A 26,102-nucleotide genomic window follows, 5' to 3' on the forward strand; every position below is an offset into this window, starting at 1 on the left:
GTGCAGGCACGGGCAGGGGCGACTCGCCGGTCTCTTCTGGAGACCGCGGCATGTCTGTTCCACGAGCGAGGTTTCGCGGGTACCAGCATCAGCGACATCGGCAACGCGTCGGGACTCACCAGCGGGGCCATCTATTTCCACTTCTCGAACAAGGACGCCCTGGCCCGCGCGATCGTCGAGGCACACTTCGCCACCTGGCCGGTTCTGATCGAACGGCACACCGGCGTCGGTGTGCCGGCGGTGGTGGGGCTGGTGCGGCTGAGCTTCGACGTGGCCCGAGCGTTTCGGGACGATCCGCTCGTGCGCGGTGGTGCGCGGTTGTGGAGCGAGCGGTACGGGATCGACGCGACGCTGCCCGCCCCGTTCGTGGGCTGGATCGCCGCCGTGCGAGCCCTGCTGGAGCGGGCGCGGGAGGAGGGCGAACTCGCGGACCGGATCGACCCGGCCGGGGCGGCGAAATCGATCATCCACGCGTTCTTCGGCCTGCATACGGTTTCCGACGCGCTCTCCGGCCGGGTCGACATCGAGAACGACCTCGCCGACCTGTGGTGCCTGCTCCTCCCGGCCCTGTTGGCCGATCCGGGCGCGGCGCGGGACACGTTGCGGCTCGCCTTCCCGGCCGTCGACGAAGTGCGAGCGTGAGGGTCGCCCGCCCGGTCGTCGACGCGTGGGTGGCGCCGCGCCGCATCGCGGCGGCGGCCGGGATCGGCGAACTCGCGGCGGGTTTCGCCGACTCGGCCGGTTGGGTGGAGGTATCCCGGGCAGCAGGGCCGAGAACCCGAACCGCGGGACCGCGCCCCCCGGGCGCGGCCGGAAAGGAAGACATGGACTGGCGATCCGCCGCTGCCTGTACGCACGAAGACCCCGAACTGTTCTTCCCGGTCGGCAACTCCGGCCCGGCCAGAGAGCAGATCGACCAGGCGAAATCCGTCTGCCGACGGTGCCCCGTTATCGGTCGTTGCCTCTCGTGGGCGATGGCGACCAAGCAGGAGAGCGGTGTGTGGGGCGGCCTCAGTGAGGACGAACGCCGCGCGCTGCGCAGAAGGAACACCCGCCGGCAGCACAACCGCCACGCGGCCTGAGACGGGATTTCGCGTCGGCGCTCACGACTCCGGCTGTAGGCGTGTCTCCAACGGCCGCGTCGTCGGCGGCGGTACCGCCTGGGTGAAGTTGGCGAACGGCTCCGCGGCGGCGACCAGGGCCGCCAGGGCCGGGGAGGTCTCGGCATCCGGGTGCTCGGCGAGCGCCTCTCGGGCCCGCAGGATCGCAGCCCGCAGTTCCTCGTGGCGAGTGGTCGGCATCGCGGTTTTTCCCTCCCGGACGGGCACGAGGATCGTCCGACAGGTTCCGACCTCGGTACGGCAAACATTATCCGAGGCACAGGAAGCGAAGCGGATACAACGCCGCTCCCACCGTCGTGGCGCGGCGGCCGCGACGTGGCGATCGGCTCCCGAGGGACCGGACGAGACGGCGCGACCCCGGCGCGAGGCGCGCGCCGGGGTCGTTGTGCCGGTGATTCGTGCGGTCGGGCCCGGCTGATCCGGGTCGGATCCCGATGGCCGGGCCCGGATGCTCAGGCTCGGATGGTCCAGGTCAGACTCGTCCGCAGGGTCTCGGCGATGGCGGGGTCACGGACCGAGTCGGTCGGGTCGACGACCACCACGGTCAACCGGTGCGGCCCCGGGCGACGCGGGTCCGGGCGCAGTTCCGAGACCTGCATCGTGTCCTCGCGCGCCGGTGGCTTCAGCGGCTTGTCGTCGAGGTACCACCGCACCCGAAGCGGCCGCGCGGCCGGACCGGTGGGCCGGGCCAGGGCGATGCGCGCGCTGTCCCCGGCTCGCAACGTCCGTGCCGTCGGGGTGAGGGCGTGTGCCGCGGAGGCGTGTCGGTGGAAGCCGGCGATCATCGCCTCGACCCCGGGCAGATTGAACGGCTTGCCGGTGAAGCGCATCAGCGAGCCGTCCGTCGGCCGGTTCAGGCCGGTCACGTAGTAGCCGCCGCCCGTGTACGCGCCGACCGTGCCGCCGTCGGGTGAGGTCTGGCCCAGCCAGCGGTACCACTTGGCGTGGGTGCTCCGCATTCGCGCCGCGGACAGTTCGGTGATGTTGGACTCGCCCGGTTCGGGGCCGGTGTAGTGCTCGTAGCCGGGGACGCCGGGATAGAAGTACTCGTCGGCGAGCTTGCCGAGCGAATGCCCCGTCTCGTGGATGGCGACCTGGCCCGACTGGGCGTTGTGCGCGGAGGAGGTGGCGATGCCCTCGTAACCGAGCGTCGGGCTGGGCGTGTTGTAGCCGGCCCCGCCGTACTTGGCGCTGTTGGCGAGCACCATCACCAGGTCGACGGCGGGGGCGTTGTCGACGTACGAGTCGACCTTGGCCTCGTCGACGCACAGCAGCCGTTCGGTGTTCTCGCACCAGAAGTAGGATCCGAGCGCCGTGTCCCGCACCACGTCCCGGGACGGATCGCCGGACACCCCGGACTGGCGGGAGACCGCGTCCACCGCCCAGACGTTGAAGAGGCCGGCGTAGGTGGTGTAAGGCTCGACGGCCACGATCTCCGCCCAGCGCTCCCTGACGTCCGTGTGGAACCGCGCCAGTTCGCCCGCGGTGTAGCCGTCGCCGACGAAGACGATGTCGAGGCGGTTCGCGGTGGGGCCGTTGTCGACGACCTTGGTGACCGCGCCGTCGCCCGGGGCGGTTTCGGGGGAGAGAACGCCCGGTGGCGAGCCCTCCCCGCCGCGCCGGGAGACCCAGGTGTACCCGGAGCCCGCCTCGGTGTGTGGTCGCGGGAGCGCGGTGGGTCCCGCGGATTCGGGGCCCGGGATCTCGACTTGGACGCGGTCGGTGGTCGGTGTGCCCGCGGCGGCACCGGCGGCCGTACCCGGCGCGGTGACGACGGTGCACACGAAAGCGACGGCCGCGACGGCCGCCATCACGGATCCGCGAAGCGATGTACTCGATCTGCGCAAGGGATTCTCCTTGGCACGCGAGGGGAGATAGATCCGGACTTCAGTGAATCCAAGTCCGAACTTAAGCTAAACGTCGGGGCGTTGCAGCACAATGCCTCGGGGCGAGGAACAACCGCAGGGGGTACTCGATGGACGAGCCGGCCGAGATCGGAAGGCGCATCCAACGCATGCGCAACCAACTGGGATTGACGCAACGTCAGCTCGCCGAGCCGAGGTACACCGCGGCCCACATCTCCACCCTGGAATCGGGCAAGGCCCGTCCCTCGGAGGCCGCCCTGCGCTTCCTCGCGGGGCAACTCGGCACCACGTACGAGGAGCTGACCACGGGTCACCCCGCCCACCTCGCCACGGAACTGCGCCTCGCGCTCACCGACGCGCAGCGCCTGCTCGCCATCGGCACCCCGGAGCAGGCCGCCCGGCGCTACGGGGAACTGCTCGCCGAGGCCGAGCGGCTGGCGCTGCCGGCCGAGCAGGCCACCGCCCGGATCGGACTGGGCGAGTGCGCGCTGGTGACCGGGGAGCCGGCTCGGGCGCGCGCCCACTTCGAGGCGGCCGAGCGGCAACTCGCCGGCGAACCCGCGCCCCGCCGGGCCCGCGCCATCCGCGGCCGGGCCGTGGCCCACTTCCTGGCCGGCGAACTGCGCTACGCGTGCTACGTGTTGGAGACCGCCTTGGCCGAACTAGCCGCCGACGACCTGCACGACCCCGACGCGCTCGTCCTGCTGCACGCCGCGTCCATCGCGCCCTACATGGACATGGGGGCGTACGTCCGCGCCGCGCACGCCGCCGAGGTCGCCCTCGCGCTGGCGCCGCGGGTCTCCGATCCCGCCCTGGTGGCCGGGATGCATCGCAGCGTCGCCCGTACGCTGCTCGCGGAGGGCCGCATCGCCGACGCGGACGCCTCGCTGGCCAAGGCGCAGGAGCTGTACCGGCAGCTGCAGCTGCGCACCGAACTCGCCCACTGCCACTGGATGCGCGGCTACGTCCACGCCCAGCACGACGCGCTCGACGCCGCCGAGACCGAACTGCGCACCGCGCGCGAGATGCTCGCGGCCCGGCACGCCCGACTGTTCACCGCCCAGGTCGAGGTGGAACTGGCCGACGTACTGCGCCGCCTCGGCCGGCACGAGGAGGCGCGGGAGCTGTTGGCGGGCGTGCTCGATCTCGACGACACCCGAGGCGCGGTGCACGCGGCGGGCGCCCATCGGCTGCTCGGTCTGATGGCCGAGGAGCGGGGCGAGCCCGAACGCGCCGAGGAGCACTACGTCGGCGCGCTCGGCTTCCTCGAACGCAGCGGCGCGGCGGGGGACTTGGCCGACCTGTGCATGCTCCTGGGCGACCTGCTGCGCCGCATGGGCCGCACCGAAGCCGCGATGGACGCCTACCGCACCGGCCTGCGCGACCGGGCGACCCCGGGCACCACGACACTCGGACCGGCCCTCGGCCGGCCGGCACCGTACCGGGACGCGGAGGACGGGCCGGCGCCGGCGTATCCGTTCGTGCTCTGACCTCTGAACCCCATCAACCGAAGTCGATGTGTGATCGACGCCAGATGAGGACATGTACGAGGACTTCTCCGATCGACCCGTCCTCGCGTTCCGATCCCTGTCCCGATTGCGCGAAGTGGGGTCGGGTTGCGCGGCGGTGGCGGGGGCGAAATTTGTTGCGACCGGTGACCTGTACGGTGTTTTTCGGCCGGTGCCGAAAGGTGCGTTCACGGCCTTGAACGAAGGGTTACGGGATTTGAAAGTCACGGGGAAGCGCCGAATATCGTTGGTCGCCGCATTCGCGGCGACCGCCGCGATCGTCGGTGGATTGCAACTTTCGGGCGCGGCGTTCGGCGACCAGGACGGCGATGCCCAACCGGATCCGGTGCCGGTTCAGCAGGCGCTGGACGGGGTCGAGGCGCCCGACTCCGGCTGGTCGGATGTCGACGGCACCACGTTCGTCAATGGCCGGATGACGATTCCGCCGCTCGCTCCCGCCCGGCAGCGTACGGCCGTCGCCGCCGCAGCGGCCGCGCCGTCCGGGCTCGGGTGGAAGTCCGCCGGCGCGGCGAAGCTGCTGTCGACCGGCTACACGATCAAGTTCTACGATCAGAAGTCGGTCGACTGGCTGGCGCCGTACGTCAAACGCTCCGCCGCCGAGATCCAGCACGAGACGGCGCTGCCGATCACGGTCGACACCAAGCCCGTCGGTCACGACTACGTCCGCCCCAAGGGCGAGATCGTGATCGGCGCGTTCCTGAACCCGTGTGTGACGACCACCGACGGCAGTCCGTGGAAGGTCGTCATGGACGGATCCGGGACGCCGGGGTGGAGTTGCGGGTTCCACTCGCGCAGCACCCCGGACACGGTGACCAGTGGGCACGCGTACATCAACACATCCTTCTTCACCGCCGACGGCAAGCCCACCGCGCGCTTCGGCGAGGTCGGCATGCGGAACCACGTCAGCCACGAACTGGGCCACACCCTGGGTCTGGCACACGCCGACGACGCGCCCGGGAAGTGCGCCAAGGGCACCGACTCGGGTGAGAACCCGGTCATGTGCACGCTCCTGAACGCCTACCCGGACTCCCGAGCCGGCCAGTACGTGCAGCAGTTCGACGTCCAGGGGCTCCGCACGCTGGCCGCCGCGGCCGGCGCTCCGGTGCCCCCGCAGGGCAGGATCACCGGGATCGCCGGGAAGTGCCTGGACGTCAAGGGCGGCAAGCCGGCCAACAGCACCCAGATCCAGATCTACACCTGCAACACCGGCCCGGGCCAGTCCTGGATCCTGTACTCGGACGGCACGCTGCGCTCGATGGGCAAGTGCCTGGACGACGCGCGCAACGCGTTCGCCGACGGCACCAAGATCTCGTTGTACGACTGCAACGGCAGCGCCGCGCAGAAGTGGCGGATCGACGCCAAGGGCCGCATCGTGCACGTGGCGAGCGGCAAGGTCTTGGACGTGAAGGGCGGAGGCACCGCGAACAGCACGGTGGTGCAGCTCCATTCCGCCAACGCGGGCAAGGGGCAACTCTGGAACGTCCCCAAGTAGTCGGGCGACATGACACCAACGAGGCGGCCCGGGTCGGATCCACCGACCCGGGCCGTCGCGCGTCCGGACCGCGCCCGGGCCGGACGGGCCGGACGGGAAAGGGACTTCGTCGCTGTGCCACCGGACGCCGGCCGCCTCGGCCGCCGGAGGCGCACACGCCGGTCGGCTCACGGGCCGACCGGATGGGCCCGGAAGGCCAAGACGGCCTGGCGGGCGAGGCGTCGGCAGGTTCGTTCCCCGGTCGGGTCGATGCCCAAGGCGCGGTTGTGGTGCAGGCACAGGAGCGCGTCCAGGATGGCGTCGGTGTCGGTATCGGCGGGCAGCAACTCGCGGTAGGCGGCGAGGGCCTGTGCGCGGGCCGCCCAGGCCGCGGACAACTCCGCCGGCAGACCCGTCGGATGGACACCGTCTGCGGTGATCCGGGCCGGGACGGTGTCCGCGATGGCCCGCTCCACCCGCGGCGCCGCGCCGATCGGTTGCGCGGCCAGGCGCCGCATGCCCTCGCCGGGGTCGCCGTGGAACGCGCAGGCGATGCCCACCATCGACAACGCGGCCCACGCGAGGGGCGCGAGGTCCATCGTGGGCGCGTGCGCGAGCCACGCGGCCACCGTGCGCGAGTCGGCCGCGAAGACCCGCTCGGCCGCCGCCATGGCCGCTCCGGCGCCGTAGCGGCCGACTTCGGGCCGGTAGGTGTCCAGCACGAGATGCGACGCGGCCCGCCCGGCGCGCAACTCCCGGGTCCATCGCTCGATCGCCGCCATCACCGCGGCTCGATCGTGCGGGTCCGGGGTGTGGACGTACAGCCGGAGATGGTCCCGCTCGTGGGTGCCGCGGTGGCGTACGAACCACCGGGCGCGGTCCCGGTCCAGGGCGACCGCGAGTTCGGGCAGGCGGTGGGCGATGATCTCGTCGAAGCGCTCGGGGTGCGCGTGGATCTTCGCGTACACCCACTCCTCGCTCGCCGATCCGGGCGCCGCGCCGCACACCGGATCGGCCGCGCGCCCCGGCAGGCCGATCAACGGTGAGGGCGCGGGCGGTCGGCGGGCGGCCAAGGGGAGGGCGATCTCGTGGACATGACCGCCGATCCACCCGAACTCGGCGGCGGACGCGGCCTCGTGCACGATCGCGTGTCCGCGTTTGGCCAGGTGGCCGCGCAACAGCTCGGCGTGCGCGGGCTCGTCCAGGGACAGGCGCAGGGTGCGGTCGGTGGCGTCGCGCAACTCGACGGTGTCCGGGCACTTCCAGCGGGTGCGCCAGACCCTCAGGGCGAGTCGCCACGAGTTCCCGTCGGCGCTCGCGGCCGGCAGGTCGTCCCCGGTCAGCCGCCATCGCGCGGGGGAGAGCACCGAGCGCCCGTAGCGCACCCTCGGTAGCCAGGGCAGAAGTTGTGCCCGCGGCCCCCAGTCGAACTCGTACCACTGGGCCCCCAACGCACGCGGCAGCCGGGCGACGAATCGAGCGAGCGGTGACACCTGTCGGTGCAGGGCGAGCGCATGGAACACCTGTGGCTCCACGACGACATGCCGTGAGCGGTCGACCAGGTGCAGGCCGGTCGAGGTGGCCAGCACGGCCAAGTCCCGCACATCCACCGCGATGTGCGAGTCGTCGGGGCCACGGTGTTCGCCCAGGGACAGCACGTGGGGCAGATAGCCGGGGACACGGCCGACGTTCTGCGCATGGGCGTACAGCGGCGGCGTGGCCAACTGCGCCCGCAACGCGCCCTCCGTCGTGGGCGGCAGCGTGCGGTACACGTCCTCCAGGCCCGAACCGGTCGCCGTCGGGGTGAACCGCGAGGTGATCGTCCCGGCCGCGCCCGCCGGCGCGACCACGAGGGTGAACTCCCCACGATCCAAAGCCCGGACGCTGTGCGCGTGTACGCGCGCGGACAGTTCGAGGTGCGGAGGTGTGCGCCGCTCGTCGAAGCCCGTGCCGTCGGCCAGCGTACGAATGTCCGCGTCGGTCAACACGACCTCGCCGACGCCGACCCCGTCCGCCATGGCCTCCCACGCCATCGCGAGCAGACGGTCGTCGCGCGGCGTCGCCGTCTCCGCCGGCGCGACCTCCGTGGCGGTGGGATATCCGGCGGGATAGCCGAGCCCGGTGTCCGGGTCGACGACGTCGGCCAGGGGCACCGCCGCCCCGACGCCGTACCGGTCGACGAACGCGGCATGGTAGGCCCGCCACGCGGACTCGCCCGCCGGCCGACGCGTCGTACGCAACAACGCGCTCGCGGCCCGCTCCATCTCCCACGCCACCGCATGGGGAACGGCGACCCGGCAGTCGAGCCGCGTGTCCACGCCGAGCGCGGTACGGCCCGCATCGGACAACGTCCGCATCCGCGCACCCAGATCGGCCCGCAGCGCGGCACGGTCGGCGAGTGACGCCTCGTTGTGTCCGCGCACACCCTCGGCCACCAGGCGCAGTCCGGCCACCAGTGGGGCGACCGCGGGCACCGTGTCCGCGTGCACCCGCCGGAGTTCGTCCACGAGTCGCGCGAGCGGGTCGGTGACGGTCATCGGCGCGCGCAACGCGCTGATCAGGAAGCCGCGCCGCACGAGATCGGCCGACAGGGCCTCGATCCGGGCGCGGTCGACCCGGGGAAACGCCTCGGCCACGGCATCGACGAGCGTGCCGAAACGCACCGGTGAAGCCGCCGCCTCCCGCGCCGCGAGCACGGCCCGCGTACGACGCACGCTCACCCGGAACGGGCCGTTCGCCAGCTCCAACCGGTCGCCCCGTTCGGTGACCGGCCGGCTGAAGACCACGTCCACGCGGGCCAACAGCTGCGGGCACGCCTCCAATCGGTCGACGAGGTCGGCGAGCCATTCGGTGTCGACCCGGGCCATCGGCCGATGCTCGGCCCCCCAGTCGACCCGGGTGTGCGAGCCCACGGTCAACGGTGCGACACCGGCGAACAGGCCGAAGGGCGTGGGGCGTCCGGCGCTGCGCAGCACATAGCGGACCACGGCGGCGGTCGCCCGGCGCACCCGCTTGGGGTCACCGCCGTCGGTGCCGGCGATCAGCGCCTCGACCCGGCGCGCGAGCGTCGGGCCGGCCGCGGTGATGCCGGCGGCGAGCCCGGGCCGCGACCACGTTTGCCGCAACCACGCCACGCAGTCGGGTACTTCGTCCGGATCGGGCCACCGGGTGGGGATCTCGCCGAGCGGCGTCACCGCCGCCCGGAGCAGGGCGACCCCGGTGCTGCGGTAGAGCTGCGTCCCGTCCGACACACGATCCTCCGAGGGTGAGCCGAAACACCACTGATCGACTACTGCCTACCCGGGCGTTCGGCGCCGGGATCGGGAAGAATCACGCCCATGGTCTCGGTATTGCAGAATGTGGCGATCGACTGTGCGGATGCCTACGAGTTGGCCCGGTTCTGGAGCGGGGTGACGGGGCGTCCGCTGCATCCGGAGGACAAACCGGGTGCGCGGGAAACCGAGGTGCAACTCGCCGACGGGCCGGTGTTGTACTTCAACCAGGTGTCCGAGGCCAAGACGGTCAAGAACCGGGTGCATCTGTGTCTGCGCCCCGAGACGTCGCGCGACGACGAGGTGGAGCGACTGCTCGGCCTGGGCGCAACGCTGTTCGCCGACCACCGGAATCCGGACGGCTCGGGCTGGGTGATCCTCGCCGATCCCGAGGGAAACGAATTCTGTGTGCTGCGCAGTGCGGCCGAACGAGCCGCGATGGATACCTGACGAATCCGCCGGCTCATTGCCCTGTCGGAATACCGGCGGGATTCCTTTATCCATATGCCGGAGATCACGCGGCGGGAAGTAACTGCCGTATCAATTCGGTCCGGTGGTATGCTGACGGAGTGCGTAAAGATACTCGTGAGGGCGATTCGGTGATCACGGGAATGCCGCATATCCCCGCATTGCTGTTGGTCGGCGCGGAAGATTCCGGCCTCGATCGCACGAACCAGGCCTACCGGGCGATCAGACGCCAGCTCATCGATCTGACGCTGTCGCCCGGTAGCAGCTTCACCGAGACCTCGCTCGCGCGGCAGTGGGACATCAGCAAGACACCGGTGCGCGAGGCGTTGGCCCGATTGCGGCGCGATGGGCTCGTGGCCGCCCTGCCGCGCGCGGGTTACGTCGTCAGGCCCATCACCCTCCAGGACACCGACGACCTCTGCGGATTGCGCACGCTGCTGTCCGGCGAAGCCGCGTCCGAGGCGGCGCGCCGAGGTGTCGACGGGCCCGCACTGGAGCGGCTCGAAGTATTGGCCCAGGTGCATTTCGCGCTCGCGGCGGGCCGGGTGGGACAGGAGGAGGCACTGCGGGCCTCGATCGAATTCGAGGCCATCATCGCCAACTCCGGCGGCAACACCCGGCTGGCCAAGGCGATTGTCGACGTACTCGACGAACTGGAACGCGTCCTGCGGATGGCCGCGCTGATCGCCCCCGACGCCGCGAGCCCGCCCGGAGAACTGGCGGCCGTCTTCGAAGGGTTGCGCGCGCGGGACGTGGCCGCCACCCACGGGGCGATGCGCAGCCGATGCGAGCGCGTACACCGCGACGTGCTCCGGGTCCTGGCCCGAAGCGCCTCCGTCAACAGGGCGCCGATCGAGATGCCCACGTCACCACTGCCGCTCCTCTAGGACTCGACGACCGGCCCCGCGTGGCCGAGGGTTCAGGCCGGTTTCGGGTGCCAGTCGGCGCAGGACGTCACCGTGAAGCCGCGACCGGGGAAGACGGCGTCCATGAAGAAGTCGTGGACGGCCGGATCACCGTCGGCGCAGCCGTCGCGCAGCACGGTCACCCGGTATCCGCGATCGGCTCCGTCGTAGGCGGTGGCCGCGACCATGGCGCCGGTGGCCACGCCGGCGATCGCGATCGTGTCGACGCCGCGGGCCCGCAGGACGAGGTCGAGGTCCGTGCCGGCGAACGCGCTCGTGCGGCGCTTGAGCACGACGACGTCCTCCTCGGCGACCGGCAGGGCGATCTCGGTGCCGGCGGTGCCCTCGTGGAAGGTGTCCCCGGCCTCGTAGAACGTCCGGTACAGCGCGTTGTCCGGGAGGAGATCGGCCCCGTTGCCGCGGAACGCGAAGTGCACGAACACCACGAGAGCATCGGCGGAACGGGCCCGCGGCAGCAACTCGGTGAGCGGGGGCAGGACTTGCCTGGCGAAGGGATAACCGCCGGTGATGCCCTGTTGGAGGTCACCGATGATCAGTGCGGTGGTCACGACAATCTCCCGTCGAGCCGCTCCATCCGGCGGCCGTGGTGAGCACGATGGTGAGAGGCGCGCGGGCGCGCGGGTGCGTTGCCGACGGAGCCGATCGACGCGACCCAAGTAAGATCACAATAACGGCGACTTGAGATATCAACAAGATCTCACCCGTCGGCGAGGCGTTGGATGGTGGTGGCCAGCCAGGCTTGAAGGGCGGCCGGGTCGCCCGGTTCGGAGCGCAGGAGGCGGCGGCGAGCGGAAACGCCCAGGACGAAGGCGTCGATGGCCGCGGCCCGGTCGCGGGCCTCCGCGTCGGGCAGTCCGGTGTCGCGCAGGTAGCGGTGCAGGGGTTCCAGGGAGTTCCTGTCGAGGAAGGCGGCCAACGCCTCCGCCGCCTCCGGGCGTTCGCCGGACGCGCGGTGCAGGACGAGCAGCGGATCCTCCCCGGATGTACCGAACCATCGTTGCACGATGCTCGCCGCGAGGCGCGGACCGAGCGTGGCGCGGTCGCCCTCGACCGAGTGCTCGACCGGCAATTCGACCCGGGTCGCCGCCAGGAACAGGCCGTCCTTGCCGCCGAAGTAGCGCGTGATGAGGTTGGGCGACACGCCGGCGGCATCGGCCACACCCTTGACGGTGACCGTTGTGTACCCGTGCCGGGCGAACTGGCGTTGGGCGTGTTCCAGGATCCGCTGCCTGGTCGCGGTCGCATCACGAGACGTCATGTGTATGAGTATATACATCATGTGTATGCTCGTACACATGATGGACGAACTGCGAGAGCGAATCCGGCGCACGCGACGCGTGACGACCCCCTGGCACGACGACGCCACGCGCGGCCTCGGCGGTACCCGCCTCGACGAACTGCTCGAACACTGGGCGAACGCATACGACTGGGACGCGCACGAGCGCCGGATCGCCGAACTCCCGTGGGTGACGGTGCGCGCGGGTGACGCCGACCTGCGGGTCATCCACCAGCGGTCCGCGAATCCCGGCGCCCCCGTGGTCGTGTTGCTGCACGGCTGGCCGGACTCGGTGTTGCGGTTCGAGCGGGTCCTGCCGCTGCTCGCGGACCTGCACGTGGTGGTTCCCGCGCTGCCCGGCTTCCCGTTCGCTCCACCGCTCACCACGCCGGGCATGTCGGCCAATACGATCGCCGGCATCGTCGCGGACGCGCTCGACGCACTCGGCCACGCCCGCTACACCGTGTCCGGCGGCGACGTGGGCGGCACCATCGCGGAACTCCTCGCGGCCGAACACCCCGACCGGGTGGCCGCGTTGCACCTGACGAACATCGCCCCGCAGCACGCGCTCAGCGCCGACCCGGCGAAGCTCGCGCCCGACGCGGCCGACTACCTCCGCCGGACCGCGCAGTGGTTCCGGCTCGAAGGCGGATACATCGCCGAGCAGTCGACGCGGCCGAACACGCTTGCCGCAGCCCTCGGCGACTCGCCGGCCGGCCTCGCCGCGTGGATCGTCGAAAAACTGGAATCCTGGTCCGACAAGGCGGCGTTCACCCCGGACGAATTGCTCACCTGGGTCACCGCCTACTGGGCCACCGGTACGATCGGCACCTCTTTCGCCACCTACGCCGAACCGGTCACCCTGCCCGACCGCATCGACACACCGACCGTGCTGTCCGTGTTCGCGCACGACCTCAAGCCGGAACCCCGCAGCTACGCCGAGGTGTTCCTGGACATCCGCGAATACGTGGAGCACCCCGTCGGAGGCCACTTCGCAGCCTGGGAACAGCCCGAAACGTACGTCGCCGACCTGCGGCGAGCGCTCGATCCGGCCCGCTGAGGGCGACCCGCGATTCGCCAGTCGGTGCTCGGGTGGGTGGCCGGGAACCGCGGTCCGACGCGTTCGTAGCCCGGGCATGGCACGACGAGCGGCACGTCGGGCGCCGTCGCGCCCGGGCGCGATTCGGGTCAGGGGCGGGAGTTCGCGTTCGGTGTTGCGGGTGACCTGCCGTCCAGGACCGGACGCTGTGGCAGTGACGCGCGTGGCACCTCGAAGCGGGCCAGCCGGATGTACGGGGCGAGGCATTCCGGCGGTGCGCTGCGATCGGGGAGGCGTACGTCGAGTCGGAGCCGGTTCCCGGTCGCGAACAGGCGGGCGCCCTCGGGGTCGAGGCAGCCCGCGTCGACGGTCACGGTGACCACGACGTTGCGGGCGAAGTCCGTTGCGGGGGTGGGTTCCGCCGGGCGCTTGTTCGGGCTGCCGGCGAATACGCCCGCCAGCACGTCCGCGTCCTGTGCCGCCGATTCGGCGACGGCGAACACCTTGGGCAGACCGCGTGCCTCGGCGAAGGAGATGGTGCGCGTGTCGACGCGTCCGTCGACGGGGAGGGCGGGGGTTCGGGTGCTCGTGGGCGTGGCACGCGGCGGCGTCGTGCTCGGCGGGATCGCCGTCTCGGCGGGGGACACGGCAAGGGTGGCGGCGGGCGAGGTGACGGGGGCGGTGCCCGGTGCGCCGACCGGTGTGTCGGACACGGAGCGGGGCTTTCCCTTCGCGTTCTTTTCCTCGCCGTCATCCGCGTACATGAGCCACAGTGCGACTCCGATACAGGCGACGGCGATCAGTCCGGCGGCGATGACGAGGATCGTCCGGATGGTGGCGGGTGGTCGTGCATTCGACTCGGCCATGGTGATGTGACGTCGGCGCCCGAGGGACGGTTCCCGACGGGGACAAGTCGCGGGGTCTCCTTCCGGTTCGGCGCCGGAACCGGGCGAAACCCGACCTCGGTGGCGGCACGGAACCGCCGGACCGACACGGTCAGTTGCCGTTCGCGGCCCGGATCAGGCGGTCGAGCGTGCGAGCGTCGCCGAGCAGTGGCTCGTCGAACTCCCGGGAGCCGGTGTACGCGGCATCGACCACCCGGTTCAGGAAGAGCCTCATGCTGTCGGCGGGGGCGATCCGGTGAATACGCTCCTTGTTGTCCCTGCGGATCGTCACCCTCGCCTCGTTCTCCGGTGGCATGGAGAACGGACGCTCGACATCCACGACTTCGTGTCCGCCCAGTAGTCGCAGCGCGTTGTGGTAGGTGTTGGTGAAGCCGAAGTGGCCGACGACGGTCCTTCCTTCGGCGTACCGGGCCAGTGCGCTGTACGAGAGGTCGAGGCCGTCCGCCGTGCGGTCGGCCACCATCACGCAGACCTCCTCCGGCTCCAGATCCCACAACACCCGTCCCAACGACGCGAGATAGGGACCGGTGTCGAAAAGCGCACCGCCGCCGCGCCCCCGATCATGGCGGAAATCCCCCGCCGGCACCGGCGGGGTGAAGACGGCCACCACCTTGGTGGCATCGGCGGCCGACTCCCGGACGACGGGGAACATCGGGTGGAACGAATAACACGTCGCCTCGGCGAGCACGAGGGACGACGACCTCGCCAGTTCCACCATCTCGGTCGCCACCCGCGCGTTGCACAGGGCCGGCTTGTCGACCACCACATGCCACCCCAGCCCCAGCGCCTCCCGGACCGCGACGGCGTGCTCGTTGTTGACCAGTGACACATACGCCAGGCCCGGTGCGCACGTGGCCAACGCGCCGCGCCAGTCGCCGTGGAGCCGGCCCAGCTTCGGGACTTCGGCCACGTCGTCCGGCGTGGCGTGCCGGCTGGCGATGTCGACCGTGGTGATCTCGGGCATCGACGCGGCGGCGGGCAACACCCGACGCCGGGCGAACCTCGACAGCCCGATCAGCAGCAGTTCCATCCCTCTCACGCGGAACCACGCCCGTAGATGCGCTCGGCCACGGCCAGTTTGGCGGTGCGCAGTTCGGCCAACCGCTCGACGGCGTACCCACCGGTGGTGGGGCGTTCGGGAATCTCCGGCGGTCGGATCAGCCGCCAGGCGGAGCCGGAGTCGATCAGCGAACGATGTTTGATGTCGTAGTAGTCGTCTCGCACCACCAGGGCCGCGCCGTGCGCGCCGGCCGCGCCGGCCACCATGTGCGGATGGAAGCGGGTACTGATCCAGCACTGGCCGGCGCGTGCGGGCAGACCGTGGGCCAGGACGTCGCGGAGCGAGTATCGGCGGGCACCGGGCAGCAGCGTCTCGGCAATGGCAAGTACGTCCCGATCCTTGTCGGGAGAGCACTCCAGCAGGCCCACGTCCGTCACCCGCCACGCGCGCAGCACCTCGGCCACGAAACGGACCGTCGCCTCGGCCGCCCCCTCGTTCGCGGCCAGAAGCGACTGCACGCTCACCATGACCTCCGGCACCCCCTCGTCCGCACGCAGCAGGTGCGGGCCGAATCCGAGGAACACGTCGTCGCAGTGGTCGACGGACGCCGCGAGCCCGACGAACTCGGCGGAGGCCGCGTCCCGTACGTCGACCACGTCGAACCGTGCGATCAGCGACCGGGTCGGCCCGGCGGCGTCGACCGGCGGCCACAACCCCTGCCCGGTCATCGCCGTCCGCGCGCCGCCCGTGTCGGCGGCGACGGCCATGCCCGCCAACAACCCGACGAACACCGGCCAGATGCCGTTGAGGAAGCCGCCGCCGACCAGGTGCACCACCGCCGCTCCGCGCAATGCCCGGATCTCGTCCGCCAGTTCGGGCACCGAGGCCGGATCGCGCACCGCACCCGCCACGCCCGCGCAGGTCGCCGCCGGGTCGTCGCCGGGCCAGTGGCGCAGGCACAACCGCCACAGCACGCTGGTGAAACGTGCTCGCGGATGCACGCCGCCCATGTGCCCGACGGCCACCTCGGGATAGAGGCAGTCCACGACCACGTCGACATCGGGAGCCACCCGGGCCAGATGCCGCAGCCAGGTGATCGCGATGAGTTCGTCGCCGTAGTTGGGAATTCCCGCCGCGCAGACGAGGTAGTACGGACGGTGCTCGTCGTCGCTCGTGAAAGGCATGAAAAGGCCGATTCCTCAGGCGCGATGAAGGGTGGTCAGTTGCTCCAGTCGGGAAACGCAGTCCGTCGGCGCGGGGTCGGACATCGTGTCGACGTACAGGCGGTGTGCGCCGGCTCGAAAGCCCGGATCGTCGAGCACCCGAACCAGCGCCTCGTACACGGTCGCCCCCGCCAGTCCCGCCGGGTCCAGCGCGAGCCCCGCCCCGTAGCCGGCCACCTGACGCGCGGTGACCATCTCGTCCCACATCGGCTGCGGAACGATCACCTGCGGCACCCGGAAGCCGGCGGCCGCGGAGAAGGTCCCCCGGCCGCCGTTGTGCACGATCGCCGAACAGCTCGGCAGGAGCGGGCCGAACGGCACATAGCCGATGGGCCGCACATTCTCCGGAAGCGGGCCGAGAGCGGACATGCGGTCGGCCGTCATCGTGGTCAGCAGATCCACGTGCAATTCCGCCGCCGCGTCGAGGAAGTCCCGCAGCGGAAACGCCAGTGTGCGCCGGTGGATCTCCTCCCTGGTCATCCCGAGCGTGAGCACCACCCTGGGCCGCGCCGGCTTCTCCCGCAGCCACGGGGAGAGTTCGGCCGCTCCGCCGAAGGGGATCCGGCGCATCGGCACGGTCGTGCCGTGGGCGCGGTACGGATGGGGGCGGCACAGATCGACGGACCACTGGCCCAGCAGGGAATCCTCGGTGAAGTCCAGGCCGTACGGATCGAGCAGCGGCCGCAACCACTCGGCGCACGGATCCTCGATGTCCCCCGCCGAGGCGGCGCGTCGCTCGTCCAGGTCCGTGCGGATCCGGTCCCGGAGCATGCCGATCGTGTCCATGCCCCAGACGATCCGGGCATGCGCGGCGCCGCAGAGCCGCGCGGCCACCGGAGCGGGGAACACGAGCGCGTCCCAGAGCAGGAGATCCGGCCGCCAGGAGTCGGTGAACGCGACCAGGTGCCGCAACAGGCCGCTTTGTGCGCCCACTTCGGAATCCGGCGCGTACACCTGCCGGTACATGAAGCGCACAGCCGCACGGAAGCCGTCCCACCGACCCTCGTCCCGCTCGTCCGGGTCCATGGCCAGGAAGTCGGATTGATTGTGCTCACCCGGGCGAACCGGGGACACGTCGCCTTCGCCGCCCAGGGGCACGGCGTTCAGGCCGGCCGCCTCGATGTACCGCGTCGAGTCCCGCTCTGGGCCCCAGTCGGCGGTCAGCACCACCTCGTGGCCGGCGCTCTGCAGGGCCCACGCGAGCGGAATCACCGTATTCAGATGCGCTTTCACGGGCAGAGTCGCGAACACGACGCGCATGCGCATCTCCGTCTTGTGAGCCAGCCATCCCCCCGAACCGGGCTCCAGCCTCACGCGGTTCCTCGCCGATTGCACGCACCGTTGGGCCGAACGAGTTCAAATCCACGCCGCGATTACTCCGTATGGGTCACGCATCCGCAGTCCGGATCCCGGGACCCCGCGCGCCCCACAAGGATGGTGCAGACCAGTCGAGTTGCCGTCGTCGGTGCGGCGATAGTCCGCCATTCAGCGCGGGTTGCCCCACCCACGGACCGTACGTGCCCACCGGCGAAAGCAGTTACCCGGAGATGCGGAGGACGTCCATGATGAGAGCCGCCATCGTCGGGGCCGGATTTCTGGGCACCGCCCTCGCCATCGGCGCCGAACGCCGCGGCTGGGACGTGACCGTCATCGGCCGATCCGATCCGTACGCGCTGCGCGAGCGGGTCGCGTCCACCGGAAGGCCGCGCCTCGTCCCGGGCGACGGAGCCGCCGAACTACCGTCCGTGCTGGGCCCGGACACCGACGTCGTCGTCATCGCCGCCGGTGGCCGATTCCCGGTACCGTCGGCGCACGCGCCGGCCGCCGACGCCGTGGACACGTTGTCGCTGCTGATCAACGTCTGCGAGGCGGTGCGCACCCACAGCCCCGACACCCGGATCGTGTTCCTCTCCTCCGCCGGCGGCGTCTACGCGCCGGGGCCCGAGCCGGGACTGCGGACCGAGACGCATCCCGCGGAGCCCACCTCCCCGTACGGCATGTCGCGCCTGACGGGCGAGCACTACCTCGAGTTCTACCGAAGGGTGCACGGGCTGGCCGGTACCGCCCTGCGCTGCTCCAACGTCTACGGCCGACTCCTGCCCGCCGCACGCGGGCAGGGCGTGGTGTCGGCGGCCTTCCGCTGCGCGCTGTCGGGTGAGCCGTTCCGGCTGCACGGAAGCGGAGCACAGCGGCGGGACTTCGTGTACGTGGACGACTTCGTGCGCGCGACCCTCGATCTGCTCTCGTTGCCGACGAGCCCGCCCGCGACCGTCAACGTCGGCTCCGGGGTCGGCTATTCGGTGACCCAGGTCGTCGACCGGGTCGCCACCGTGCTGAAGAAAGCCATCACGATCACGCGGGGACCGAGCTGCCGCACCGACCTCGGCAGCCTGGTGGTGGACACCTCCCTGCTGCGATCGCTCGTCGACTTCGCGCCGTTGGACCCGGACACCGGCATCGAGAAGATGGCGCGCGAGCTACGGGTCGACGCCGGTGGGGAGTTGTCGTGAGCACGATTTTTGTGGGCACGCCGCGCGAAGGGCGAGTGGAATGTCGATTCTGATCCGCGGCGCCGAGGACTTCCTCTCCTCGGCGCGAACCCTTCAGACGCCGCTGACCCCGGACCCGGAGGCGTTTCTCAAGGAGCGCGAGGCCGCGTCCACGTTCCGCACGGACGAGGTCCCGCTGGGCTCGCTCACGAACTGGCACCTCGGCGACCGGATCAGCCACTCCTCGGGCCGCTTCTTCGCCATCGAGGGGCTTTGCGTCCGGACGAACTTCGGCCCGACACCGCAGTGGTACCAGCCGATCATCGTGCAGCCGGAGATCGGCGTCCTGGGCATCCTGGTCAAGCGCATCAACGGCGTCCACCACTTCCTGATGCAGGCGAAGATGGAGCCGGGAAACAGCGCCCTGGTCCAGTACTGCGCCACCGTGCAGGCCACACCCAGCAACTACCAGCGGGTGCACGGGGGTCGATCCACCCCCTACCTCGACTACTTCCTCGACCCCGGCGCGCGCACCGTCGTGTTCGACCAACTCCTTTCCGAACACTCCTCGTGGTACCTCCACAAGCGAAACCGCAACATGATCGTCGAGGTGCCCGAACACGAAGAGGTCCCGGTCGTGGCCGACTTCACCTGGCTGACCCTGGGCCAGCTCCGGGACCTGCTCGCCCAGGGCGACCGGGTGAACATGAACGCCCGGACCGTGTTGTCGTCCATCACCTACGCGACGCCCGAACAGCCGGCGGTCGTCGGACACGAACCCGGGGGATTCCATGGCGAGATCGTGCGATCACACCGCAGCGGGGCCTCGGATGCCGCGCTGGCCTCGGCGATGACCTGGCTCATCGACCAGAAGGCCACCTTCAGCCTCGACGTCAAGCGCGTCGACCTGCCCCGGATGGCCGGATGGATCTGCGACGAACAGGGCATCCGACACCACGAGGGACGCTACTTCCGCATCGTCGGCCTGTCGGTCGGAGCGACCAGTCGGGAAGTGGGCACCTGGACACAGCCGATGTTGCAGCCCAACCCGGGCAACGTCGTCTGCTTCGTCTGCCGGCGCCATCGGGGCACCCTGATGTTCCTGGTCCAGGCGATGGCCCAACCGGGCGCCACCGACCGGGTCGAACTCGCCGCGACGGTGCAGCTGACACCGGGCAGCTACCGCGGCCCGCGGGATCTGCCGCCGCTGGCCGAGGTGTTGCACTGCGACCGGTCGTGGGTGGTCGTGGACGCCGTGCAGTCCGAGGACGGCGGACGCTTCAGGCACGCCGACACCAGGCACCTGGTCGTCCGGGTCCCGGACGACCAGGTGATCGAGGCACCGACGAACTACCGCTGGATGTCCCTGGGGTTGCTCAACCGACTCATGCGCCTCGGCTACTACGTCAACGTCGAGGCGCGCAGCCTGATGGCCTGCCTCCTCTGACCCGAGGCCGCGCGCCCGGCCGTCACCCTCGCGGTGCTCCGACCGGGCGCCGCGCCGACGTGTACTTCCCCAACTCGCTCGCGCGCAGGGCCGCGTTGTCGTGGACGCCGATGACGTAGCCGTCGATGTCGCGGAAGTAGAAGACGCGTTGCCCGATGTCGTCGGTGAGCGGACCCTTGATCACCGTGGTGTGGCGGACGACATGATCGTGGAATCCGTCGAAGTCCTCGACACCCATGTACAGCATGCCGGCCAGGCCGATCGGGGTGTCCGCGAGTTCGGGGAGCCAGTTCCCCAGGTCGGCGTTGCTGTACAACAGCCCGCAGAAATCACCCTGGTAGAGCAGCATGTGGATGTCGTCGCCGGGGCGCGAGACGGCCGAGTCCACGTCGAATCCGAGCTTCTTGTAGAACTCAATGCTGGCCGCTGTGTCCTTGACGCTGACGCACGTCGCAAACGGCATGGCAATCTCCCGTGGTGGTCGTCGGTGGGGTGGAGTAGAACTGTTCGGCCCACTTGCGATAGCGGCCGATGGGCCCGTCGCCGGTCGCCAGGCGTGGGGTCTCGCGATACTTCTGGTAGTGCCACACCGGCAGATCCATGGAACCGCCGTGGGCGTGGATGGCATAAAAGACGTCCCGAACCAGGCGCCCGGCCAGAGCACTTGCCGGTTTCGACCACATCCTCGGTACTCGACCGCCGGGTGCGACCTTCGCCGTGGCCGCGAACCCGAACCGGACCCGCCAGGGGTCGACGGGATTGGGGAGGGCGAAGAACCTGGTCGTGACGTGGTCCGACAGGGCACATTCGATGACGGTCAGACCGAGGCCGTACACCCGGAAGGTGTATTCCGCCGAGACCTCCCCGATACGCGGGAGCTTTCGCACGACCCGGAAACGTCCGCCGCACTCCCGGCCGTCGAAGGACACGTCCGGGGCGGCGGCGAGCGTTGCTCCGTGCAGGTGCTCCAGGTGCCCGAAGTCGACGACGTTCTCCGTGATCGGCTGCGGGTGCCCGGCGACCTCGTACATCGTCCCGCGAGGGGTTTGCCAGCCCGAGGTCGAGATGACCGGCGGCTCCCACGTCGGGGGCGAGCCGTCGCGGGCCCGCCAGACGAGGATGAGGCCGCCGACCTCGCGCACGGGCAGCGTGTCGAGCGTCGCCCTGGGCGGCGGCCCGCCGTAGGCGGTGCGCCGGCAGGGCCCGTCCAGGCTGAACACGAACCGGTGGAACCCGCAGACGATGTCGTCGCCGGAGACGGTGCCCAGCACGCCCAGGTGCGCCCCGAGGTGCGGACAGTGCGGGCGCAGCGCGCGGAGTCGGCCGCTCGCCCCGCGGGCCAGGACGACGTCCTCGCCCGTGGACCGTCGGGTGATCACCTCACCCGCGGCGACCTCGTGGCCGAACCCGACGCAGAACCACCCGTCCGGGTGGGGCAGCGCCGCCGACGGGAACGCCATGTGCGCCGGTGTGGCGCCCGCTCCGTCCCGGAACAGCCGCAGGGACCTGCGATGACCCGGAGTCCTCCAGGACATGACCCACTCCGTTTCTCGGGTATCGGTGCGGCGGACGCCGCACACCGGGGCGCGACGTGCCCGCCCCCGCTCGATGTCACCACCGCACCGGAAGTTCGGCCGGTCCGCCGGTCACCGCGTCCGGACGCATCCGCACCGCGTCCGGCTCCACCGCCAATCGCAGCGTCGGTAGACGGGCGGCCAGTTGGCCGAACACCGCGCGCAGTTCGATGCGGGCCAGGGGCGCGCCGAGGCAGTAGCGCGGGCCGTGCCCGAAGGTGACGTGCGCCGAGGCCGCGCGGGTGATGTCCATACGATCCGGGTCCGGGAAGGCGGCGGGGTCGTGGTTGGCGGAGCCGTTGTCCAGCAACACCAGATCGCCCGCCCGGACGGCGACACCGTCGATCTCCAGGTCCCGGCGCGCATAGCGGGGGATTCCGCCGCCGCCCGTATTCGAGGCGCGCAGGATCTCCTCGACCGTGCCGGCGACCAGCCCGGGGTCGTGCACCAGTGCCCGCCACTGGTCCGGGTTGCCCAGCAACAGCAGCACACCCATCCCGATCTGGACCACCGTGGTCTCCTGCCCTGCGAACAGCAGCGCCATCGACAACCCGGCGATCTCGTCGTCGGAGACACCCTCGGCCGCGCACAGCCGCGAGATCACGTCGTCGCCCGGCTCGACCCGCTTGCGCGCGACCAACTCGTGCCCATACCCGTAGAGTTCGGCCAGTCCGCGCTGCGAGCGCGCGGGATCGCCGACGTCGGCGGCATCGGCCGTCCAGGCGCGGAACCGCTCGCAGTCCCGGTACGGAACGCCGAGCAGCGCGCAGATGACCAGGATCGGCAGCGGCACCGCGACCATGGCGTGCAGGTCCGCCGGCGGCCCGTGTGCGATCAACTCGTCCAGGAGTCGGGTGGTCAGGGCCTCCACGCGCGGGCGCAGCGGTCGCATGCGCCCGGGGGAGAAGTGCGGTCGCAGGAGTGCCCGGGTGCGGGCGTGATCGGCCGCCTCCGTGGCGAAGTCGCCGAGCACCGCGTCGAACAACGTCTCCCCGGTGCGGGCCGCGCTCTCCGGCGTCGGATGGGTACGGCCGAGCCGGTCGTCGTCCAGCAGCCGACGAACCTGTGCGTGACCGGTGACCAGCCACGCCTCGTCGCCCATGGCGGTGCGTACGCGGTGCACCGTGCCCAGGGACCGCAACTCGCGCAGCCGGGGCGCCGTCCGCAACGGCCGCTGCCGGAACGGCAATTGCGCCACGATCTCCATGCCACCTCCGAGTGTTCGGTTCACGGGCGCGGTTCAGTCGTCGTGGGGTCGCGGTGCGCCGACGAGTGGCCGCTGTGCGACGACGAGGAGGTATCCGAGCGCGGGCACGTCGATCACGGACCGCGGGTTGTAGAAGCAGGCCGCTTCGGTGTCGTCGAACTCGAAGCGGAGTTGCTCCGCACGCTCGGCCAGGAAGGCGAACGACCTGGGCAGGGTCTCGTCGGTGATGTCCCGCAGTTCCAAAAACCGCAGGCCGCACGTGCGGATCAGCCGCGGATAGTCGTCGATCCGCACGGTCGTCGAACCCATGGTCCGCTGCAGGGCCAATCGGTCGGGGGAGGGCGACGCGCTGCGGCCGTGGAAGTCGGTGGCCACGATCCGGCCCCCGGGGCGCAGGACCCGCGACATCTCGCGGTAGACCCGCATCCGGTCGGGCATGTGGCACATCGATTCGAGCGCCATCACGGCGTCGAACGAGGCGTCGGGGAACGGCAGTTCCATGGCGTCGACCAGCCGGAAGTCCAGGCGGTCCGGAAACGGCGTCTCCCGCGCCAGTGCCTCGGCGCGGGCGATCTGCTCCCCGCTGACCGAGATGCCCGTCACGCTCGCCCCGGTGAGGCGGGCGATGCGCACCGCCGGCGCGCCGACGCCGCAGCCGACGTCGAGCAGCCGGTCGCCGGCGCCGATCCGCAGGCGTTCCAGCATGACGTCGGTGAGCCGATCGGTGGCCTCGTCGTAGGTGAGTTCGCTGTCGGGGGTGTCCCAATAGCCCAGGTGCGCGTTGTAGCCCAGCTGTGCGTCGTCGCCGAGAAAGTCGGCGGCGATGTCGGTCATGCGGTCGTACAACTGCCCGACCTCCGCGGCCACGGGGGCGCCCGGCGCCGCGATGTGTTCTTCCATCGTTGGTCCTCCTCAGGGGTGGCGGATGCCCCGGTGACGCGGGTGCGGGATGGTGTCGCGGGGCACCGTGGGGTCCGTGCGGCTCGCGTCCGGCGTGCGCTCGTGCAGGGACATCGGGAGCGAGCGGGGTGTGGACGACAGTCGTGGCGTGAGGCGTTCACGGGCGCCGGGCAGCGGGTCGAGTTCCCAGCGGGCCGCGATGGAGGCCAGTGCGAGGGTGGCCTCGGTCAGGGCGAAGACCTCCCCGATGCACTTGCGGGCGCCGGCGCCGAACGGGGTGAACACTCCCCGGGGCGGCCGGGGGCCGTCGTCGAGCCACCGGTCCGGGTCGAATCGTTCGGGCTCGGGGAACAGGTCGGCGCGGTGCTGCACGATGTGCGGGCTGTACAGCACGACCGAACCCGCCGGCAGCCGGCGGCCCGCCAGTTCGGTGTCCTTGGTGGTCACCCGGGTGAACAGCCAACCCGGCGGGTACAGGCGCAGCGACTCCATGATCACCCGGCGGGTCAGGTCCAGTTTCGGGATGTCGTCGAACTCGGCGACCCGCCCGGAGAGCACGGCGTCGACCTCCTCGTGCAGTCGCCCGCGGATGTCGGGGTTGCGGCCCAGCAGGTACAACGACCACGCCAGCGAGGGGGCCGTCGTCTCACTCCCGCCGAGGTAGAACGTGAAGACCTGGTCGTGGATCTCGGCGTCGGTCAGCCCCCGGCCGTCCTCGTCGCGGACGGCCAGCAGGATCGACAGCAGGTCCCCGTGGTCCACGCCCGCGTGCCGGTAGTCGGCGGTGAGCCGGACGACGTAGCGCCTGAGCCGTGCGCGGGCCTGCTCGAAGCGGCGATTGGCCGGGGTCGGCAGCCGGTTCAGGAAGGACCAGGGCAGGAGCATCCGGCGCATCATGCCGGTCATCACGGTGTGCATGCACAGCCGCAGTTCCTCGAACGTGGCGTCGTCGAGTTCGGCGGCGAACAGGGTGCGGGTGGCCAGGCTCGCGGCGAACTCGTTCACGGCGACCAGCACGTCGAGTTCGCGGTTCGCCGACCAGCCGTCGAGCATCGTGGCGATCTCGGCGGACATCACCTTGGCGTATCCGGGAAGCCGGTTGCGGTGGAACGCCGGTTGCAGCAGTCGACGTTGCCGGCGGTGGTCGTCGTGCGGACAGGTCGCCAGGCCGTTTCCGGCGATGGTGCGCACGAGGTCGAAGATCGCCCCGCCCTTGTCGTAGGTCCGGTCGTCCAGGAGGACCTGGTGCACCAGATCCGGGTCGCAGAGCACATGGAACGGCACGGGTCCGAGCCTGATCTCGACCAGGTCGCCGTGCGCGGGCAGCGAGGCGAGGAAGTCGAGCGGTCGCCTGCCGAGCCGCACCGCGTGACCGAGCAGGGGCAGTGCTCCCGGAACCGAGCCGAGCTTCACGTGGTCCGTCATGTTCGCTCTTCTCTTCGGAAGGACGGTTCGCGGCGTCGTCACCCTCGCCTGCGGGCGACCCAGCAGCCCATGATCACTTTGCCCGCCCGGCACGCGTCGCGGAGCGCGGGCACCGATGCCTCCAGAAGGGACTCGAAGCTCTCCGGCCGCGAGTTCGAGGCGTCGACGGCGCCGCTCGCACCCCCAACGCCCGCCGCGTCGACTGCGCCCGCCGTACCGGCCGCGTTCGCCGAGTTCTCCGCGCACAGCCGCCAGTTCGGGGCGACGTCGCCGTGGTCGTCGTACCGGGACACCGACTCGACCTCGAACCCGGCGGTCTCCAGGTGTTCCCGGACTCCGCCGAACGGGATCACCCGCGGGATGGCGAACGCCCGACACATCGGCTCCACCCACCGCGCGTAGTCCGCTTCCGAGAGGTCGTCCGCACAGAACCAGTCGGCGCCGACGAACGCGCCGCCCGGCTTGAGGACCCGGGCCACCTCCGCGTAGGCGCGGTGCTTGTCGGGCGTGTAGCACAGCGCCTCGATCGAGTAGACGCCGTCGAACCGGACCGGCTCATACGGGAGTTGCATCGCATCGGCTTCGACGAACGTCAGTCGCGTGCCCACGTCGCCGGTGTGCATGGATCGGGCGACCCGGACCTGGTGGCCGCAGATGTTCACGCCCGTCACCGCGGCACCGGTGTACTCGGCCACGTTCGCGGCCGGGCCGCCGATGCCACAACCGACATCGAGGAGTTCGTCGCCCGCCGTGAACCCGCCCCGATCCGCGAGCCACCGCTGCATCGTGCGCTGCGCCTCGTGCAGTTGTTGCCCCTCGGCGAACCACGCGAGGTGGAAGGAGTCCGACCACACGTCACGGCACATCGGCGTCACGAGTTCGTAGTAGCGATCGACGACGCGCGCGTAATGGTTCTCCCGGCCGCCGGCCGTCTCCACCAGTTCGAGATATTCGGTGTTCTGCAT

The 26,102-nt window shown here is 70.9% G+C and carries 24 protein-coding genes; 9 read left to right on the top strand and 15 right to left on the bottom strand.

The features are described 5' to 3' along the window. Nucleotides 1-642: a ScbR family autoregulator-binding transcription factor gene (locus ACFRCG_RS01425; protein WP_380027483.1), complete on the top strand. Its 642-nt coding sequence runs from the start codon at nt 1-3 to the stop codon at nt 640-642. 182 nt (nt 643-824) lie between these two features. Next, a complete protein-coding gene (locus ACFRCG_RS01430; RefSeq protein ID WP_380027485.1) occupies nt 825-1,082 on the top strand; it encodes a WhiB family transcriptional regulator in 258 nt (85 codons plus the stop codon). Nucleotides 1,083-1,103: 21 nt separating this feature from the next. Here ACFRCG_RS01430 and ACFRCG_RS01435 read toward each other — a convergent pair whose 3' ends face one another. Beyond that, nucleotides 1,104-1,301 carry a hypothetical protein gene (locus tag ACFRCG_RS01435; protein WP_380027487.1) on the bottom strand — a complete coding sequence of 66 codons (198 nt, stop codon included), beginning with the start codon at nt 1,299-1,301 and terminating at the stop codon, nt 1,104-1,106. 272 nt (nt 1,302-1,573) lie between these two features. Further along, the gene (locus ACFRCG_RS01440) at nt 1,574-2,932 is read right to left on the bottom strand and encodes a M64 family metallopeptidase (RefSeq protein WP_380027490.1); all 1,359 of its coding nucleotides are present in this window, start codon (nt 2,930-2,932) and stop codon (nt 1,574-1,576) included. A gap of 164 nt (nt 2,933-3,096) precedes the next feature. Between ACFRCG_RS01440 and ACFRCG_RS01445 the strand changes: the two genes are divergently transcribed. Beyond that, entirely contained in the window at nt 3,097-4,476 is a 1,380-nt protein-coding gene (locus ACFRCG_RS01445; protein WP_380027492.1) for a tetratricopeptide repeat protein, read from the top strand. A gap of 265 nt (nt 4,477-4,741) precedes the next feature. Continuing rightward, the gene (locus ACFRCG_RS01450) at nt 4,742-6,007 is read left to right on the top strand and encodes a ricin-type beta-trefoil lectin domain protein (RefSeq protein ID WP_380027494.1); all 1,266 of its coding nucleotides are present in this window, start codon (nt 4,742-4,744) and stop codon (nt 6,005-6,007) included. A 167-nt stretch (nt 6,008-6,174) separates the two neighbouring features. On the opposite strand, the gene ACFRCG_RS01455 is transcribed toward ACFRCG_RS01450, so the two are convergent. Next, nucleotides 6,175-9,237, bottom strand: coding sequence for a lantibiotic dehydratase (locus ACFRCG_RS01455; protein WP_380027496.1), 3,063 nt, complete (start codon nt 9,235-9,237; stop codon nt 6,175-6,177). Nucleotides 9,238-9,324: 87 nt separating this feature from the next. Here ACFRCG_RS01455 and ACFRCG_RS01460 point away from each other — a divergent pair, with 87 nt between their 5' ends. Beyond that, the gene (locus ACFRCG_RS01460; protein ID WP_380027498.1) at nt 9,325-9,708 is read left to right on the top strand and encodes a VOC family protein; all 384 of its coding nucleotides are present in this window, start codon (nt 9,325-9,327) and stop codon (nt 9,706-9,708) included. Nucleotides 9,709-9,827: 119 nt separating this feature from the next. Then, nucleotides 9,828-10,613 carry a GntR family transcriptional regulator gene (locus ACFRCG_RS01465; RefSeq protein ID WP_380027500.1) on the top strand — a complete coding sequence of 262 codons (786 nt, stop codon included), beginning with the start codon at nt 9,828-9,830 and terminating at the stop codon, nt 10,611-10,613. Between the two features lie 32 nt (nt 10,614-10,645). Here ACFRCG_RS01465 and ACFRCG_RS01470 read toward each other — a convergent pair whose 3' ends face one another. Both ACFRCG_RS01470 and ACFRCG_RS01475 read right to left on the bottom strand, forming a co-directional pair. Then, on the bottom strand, nt 10,646-11,200 hold the full coding sequence (locus ACFRCG_RS01470; protein ID WP_380027502.1) for a cysteine hydrolase family protein: 555 nt from the start codon (nt 11,198-11,200) through the stop codon (nt 10,646-10,648). 149 nt (nt 11,201-11,349) lie between these two features. Then, complete coding sequence (locus ACFRCG_RS01475) at nt 11,350-11,910, bottom strand: TetR/AcrR family transcriptional regulator (RefSeq protein WP_380027504.1); 561 nt, start codon at nt 11,908-11,910, stop codon at nt 11,350-11,352. A gap of 37 nt (nt 11,911-11,947) precedes the next feature. Between ACFRCG_RS01475 and ACFRCG_RS01480 the strand changes: the two genes are divergently transcribed. After that, nucleotides 11,948-12,988, top strand: coding sequence for an epoxide hydrolase family protein (locus ACFRCG_RS01480; protein WP_380027506.1), 1,041 nt, complete (start codon nt 11,948-11,950; stop codon nt 12,986-12,988). A gap of 128 nt (nt 12,989-13,116) precedes the next feature. Here ACFRCG_RS01480 and ACFRCG_RS01485 read toward each other — a convergent pair whose 3' ends face one another. The 4 genes from ACFRCG_RS01485 to ACFRCG_RS01500 form a co-directional block, all read right to left on the bottom strand. Further along, complete coding sequence (locus tag ACFRCG_RS01485; RefSeq protein ID WP_380027508.1) at nt 13,117-13,833, bottom strand: hypothetical protein; 717 nt, start codon at nt 13,831-13,833, stop codon at nt 13,117-13,119. Nucleotides 13,834-13,963: 130 nt separating this feature from the next. Continuing rightward, entirely contained in the window at nt 13,964-14,902 is a 939-nt protein-coding gene (locus tag ACFRCG_RS01490; RefSeq protein ID WP_380027941.1) for a Gfo/Idh/MocA family protein, read from the bottom strand. A 5-nt stretch (nt 14,903-14,907) separates the two neighbouring features. Continuing rightward, on the bottom strand, nt 14,908-16,056 hold the full coding sequence (locus tag ACFRCG_RS01495; RefSeq protein ID WP_380027510.1) for a polysaccharide pyruvyl transferase family protein: 1,149 nt from the start codon (nt 16,054-16,056) through the stop codon (nt 14,908-14,910). A 15-nt stretch (nt 16,057-16,071) separates the two neighbouring features. Next, nucleotides 16,072-17,355: a nucleotide disphospho-sugar-binding domain-containing protein gene (locus tag ACFRCG_RS01500; protein ID WP_380027511.1), complete on the bottom strand. Its 1,284-nt coding sequence runs from the start codon at nt 17,353-17,355 to the stop codon at nt 16,072-16,074. A 302-nt stretch (nt 17,356-17,657) separates the two neighbouring features. On the opposite strand from ACFRCG_RS01500, the gene ACFRCG_RS01505 reads away from it, so the two are divergent. After that, entirely contained in the window at nt 17,658-18,605 is a 948-nt protein-coding gene (locus tag ACFRCG_RS01505) for an NAD-dependent epimerase/dehydratase family protein (RefSeq protein ID WP_380027513.1), read from the top strand. A gap of 40 nt (nt 18,606-18,645) precedes the next feature. Continuing rightward, nucleotides 18,646-20,031 (top strand): NDP-hexose 2,3-dehydratase family protein, encoded by a 1,386-nt coding sequence (locus tag ACFRCG_RS01510; protein ID WP_380027515.1) that lies wholly within the window; start codon nt 18,646-18,648, stop codon nt 20,029-20,031. A 22-nt stretch (nt 20,032-20,053) separates the two neighbouring features. Here the strand turns inward: ACFRCG_RS01510 and ACFRCG_RS01515 are convergent, their stop codons facing one another. The 6 genes from ACFRCG_RS01515 to ACFRCG_RS01540 all read right to left on the bottom strand — a co-directional run bounded on the left by ACFRCG_RS01515 (nt 20,054) and on the right by ACFRCG_RS01540 (nt 26,102). Beyond that, a complete protein-coding gene (locus ACFRCG_RS01515) occupies nt 20,054-20,494 on the bottom strand; it encodes a VOC family protein (protein WP_380027517.1) in 441 nt (146 codons plus the stop codon). Continuing rightward, a complete protein-coding gene (locus ACFRCG_RS01520; protein WP_380027519.1) occupies nt 20,445-21,566 on the bottom strand; it encodes a Rieske 2Fe-2S domain-containing protein in 1,122 nt (373 codons plus the stop codon). Before ACFRCG_RS01520 ends, ACFRCG_RS01515 begins: the two co-directional genes overlap by 50 nt. A gap of 76 nt (nt 21,567-21,642) precedes the next feature. Then, nucleotides 21,643-22,812 (bottom strand): cytochrome P450, encoded by a 1,170-nt coding sequence (locus tag ACFRCG_RS01525; RefSeq protein ID WP_380027521.1) that lies wholly within the window; start codon nt 22,810-22,812, stop codon nt 21,643-21,645. A 33-nt stretch (nt 22,813-22,845) separates the two neighbouring features. Continuing rightward, complete coding sequence (locus ACFRCG_RS01530) at nt 22,846-23,712, bottom strand: SAM-dependent methyltransferase (RefSeq protein WP_380027524.1); 867 nt, start codon at nt 23,710-23,712, stop codon at nt 22,846-22,848. A gap of 12 nt (nt 23,713-23,724) precedes the next feature. Further along, the gene (locus ACFRCG_RS01535) at nt 23,725-25,137 is read right to left on the bottom strand and encodes a cytochrome P450 (RefSeq protein ID WP_380027526.1); all 1,413 of its coding nucleotides are present in this window, start codon (nt 25,135-25,137) and stop codon (nt 23,725-23,727) included. Between the two features lie 38 nt (nt 25,138-25,175). Beyond that, a complete protein-coding gene (locus ACFRCG_RS01540) occupies nt 25,176-26,102 on the bottom strand; it encodes a methyltransferase domain-containing protein (protein ID WP_380027529.1) in 927 nt (308 codons plus the stop codon).

The sequence above is a fragment of the Embleya sp. NPDC056575 genome (assembly GCF_042793325.1).
Classification (GTDB): Bacteria; Actinomycetota; Actinomycetes; order Streptomycetales; family Streptomycetaceae; genus Embleya.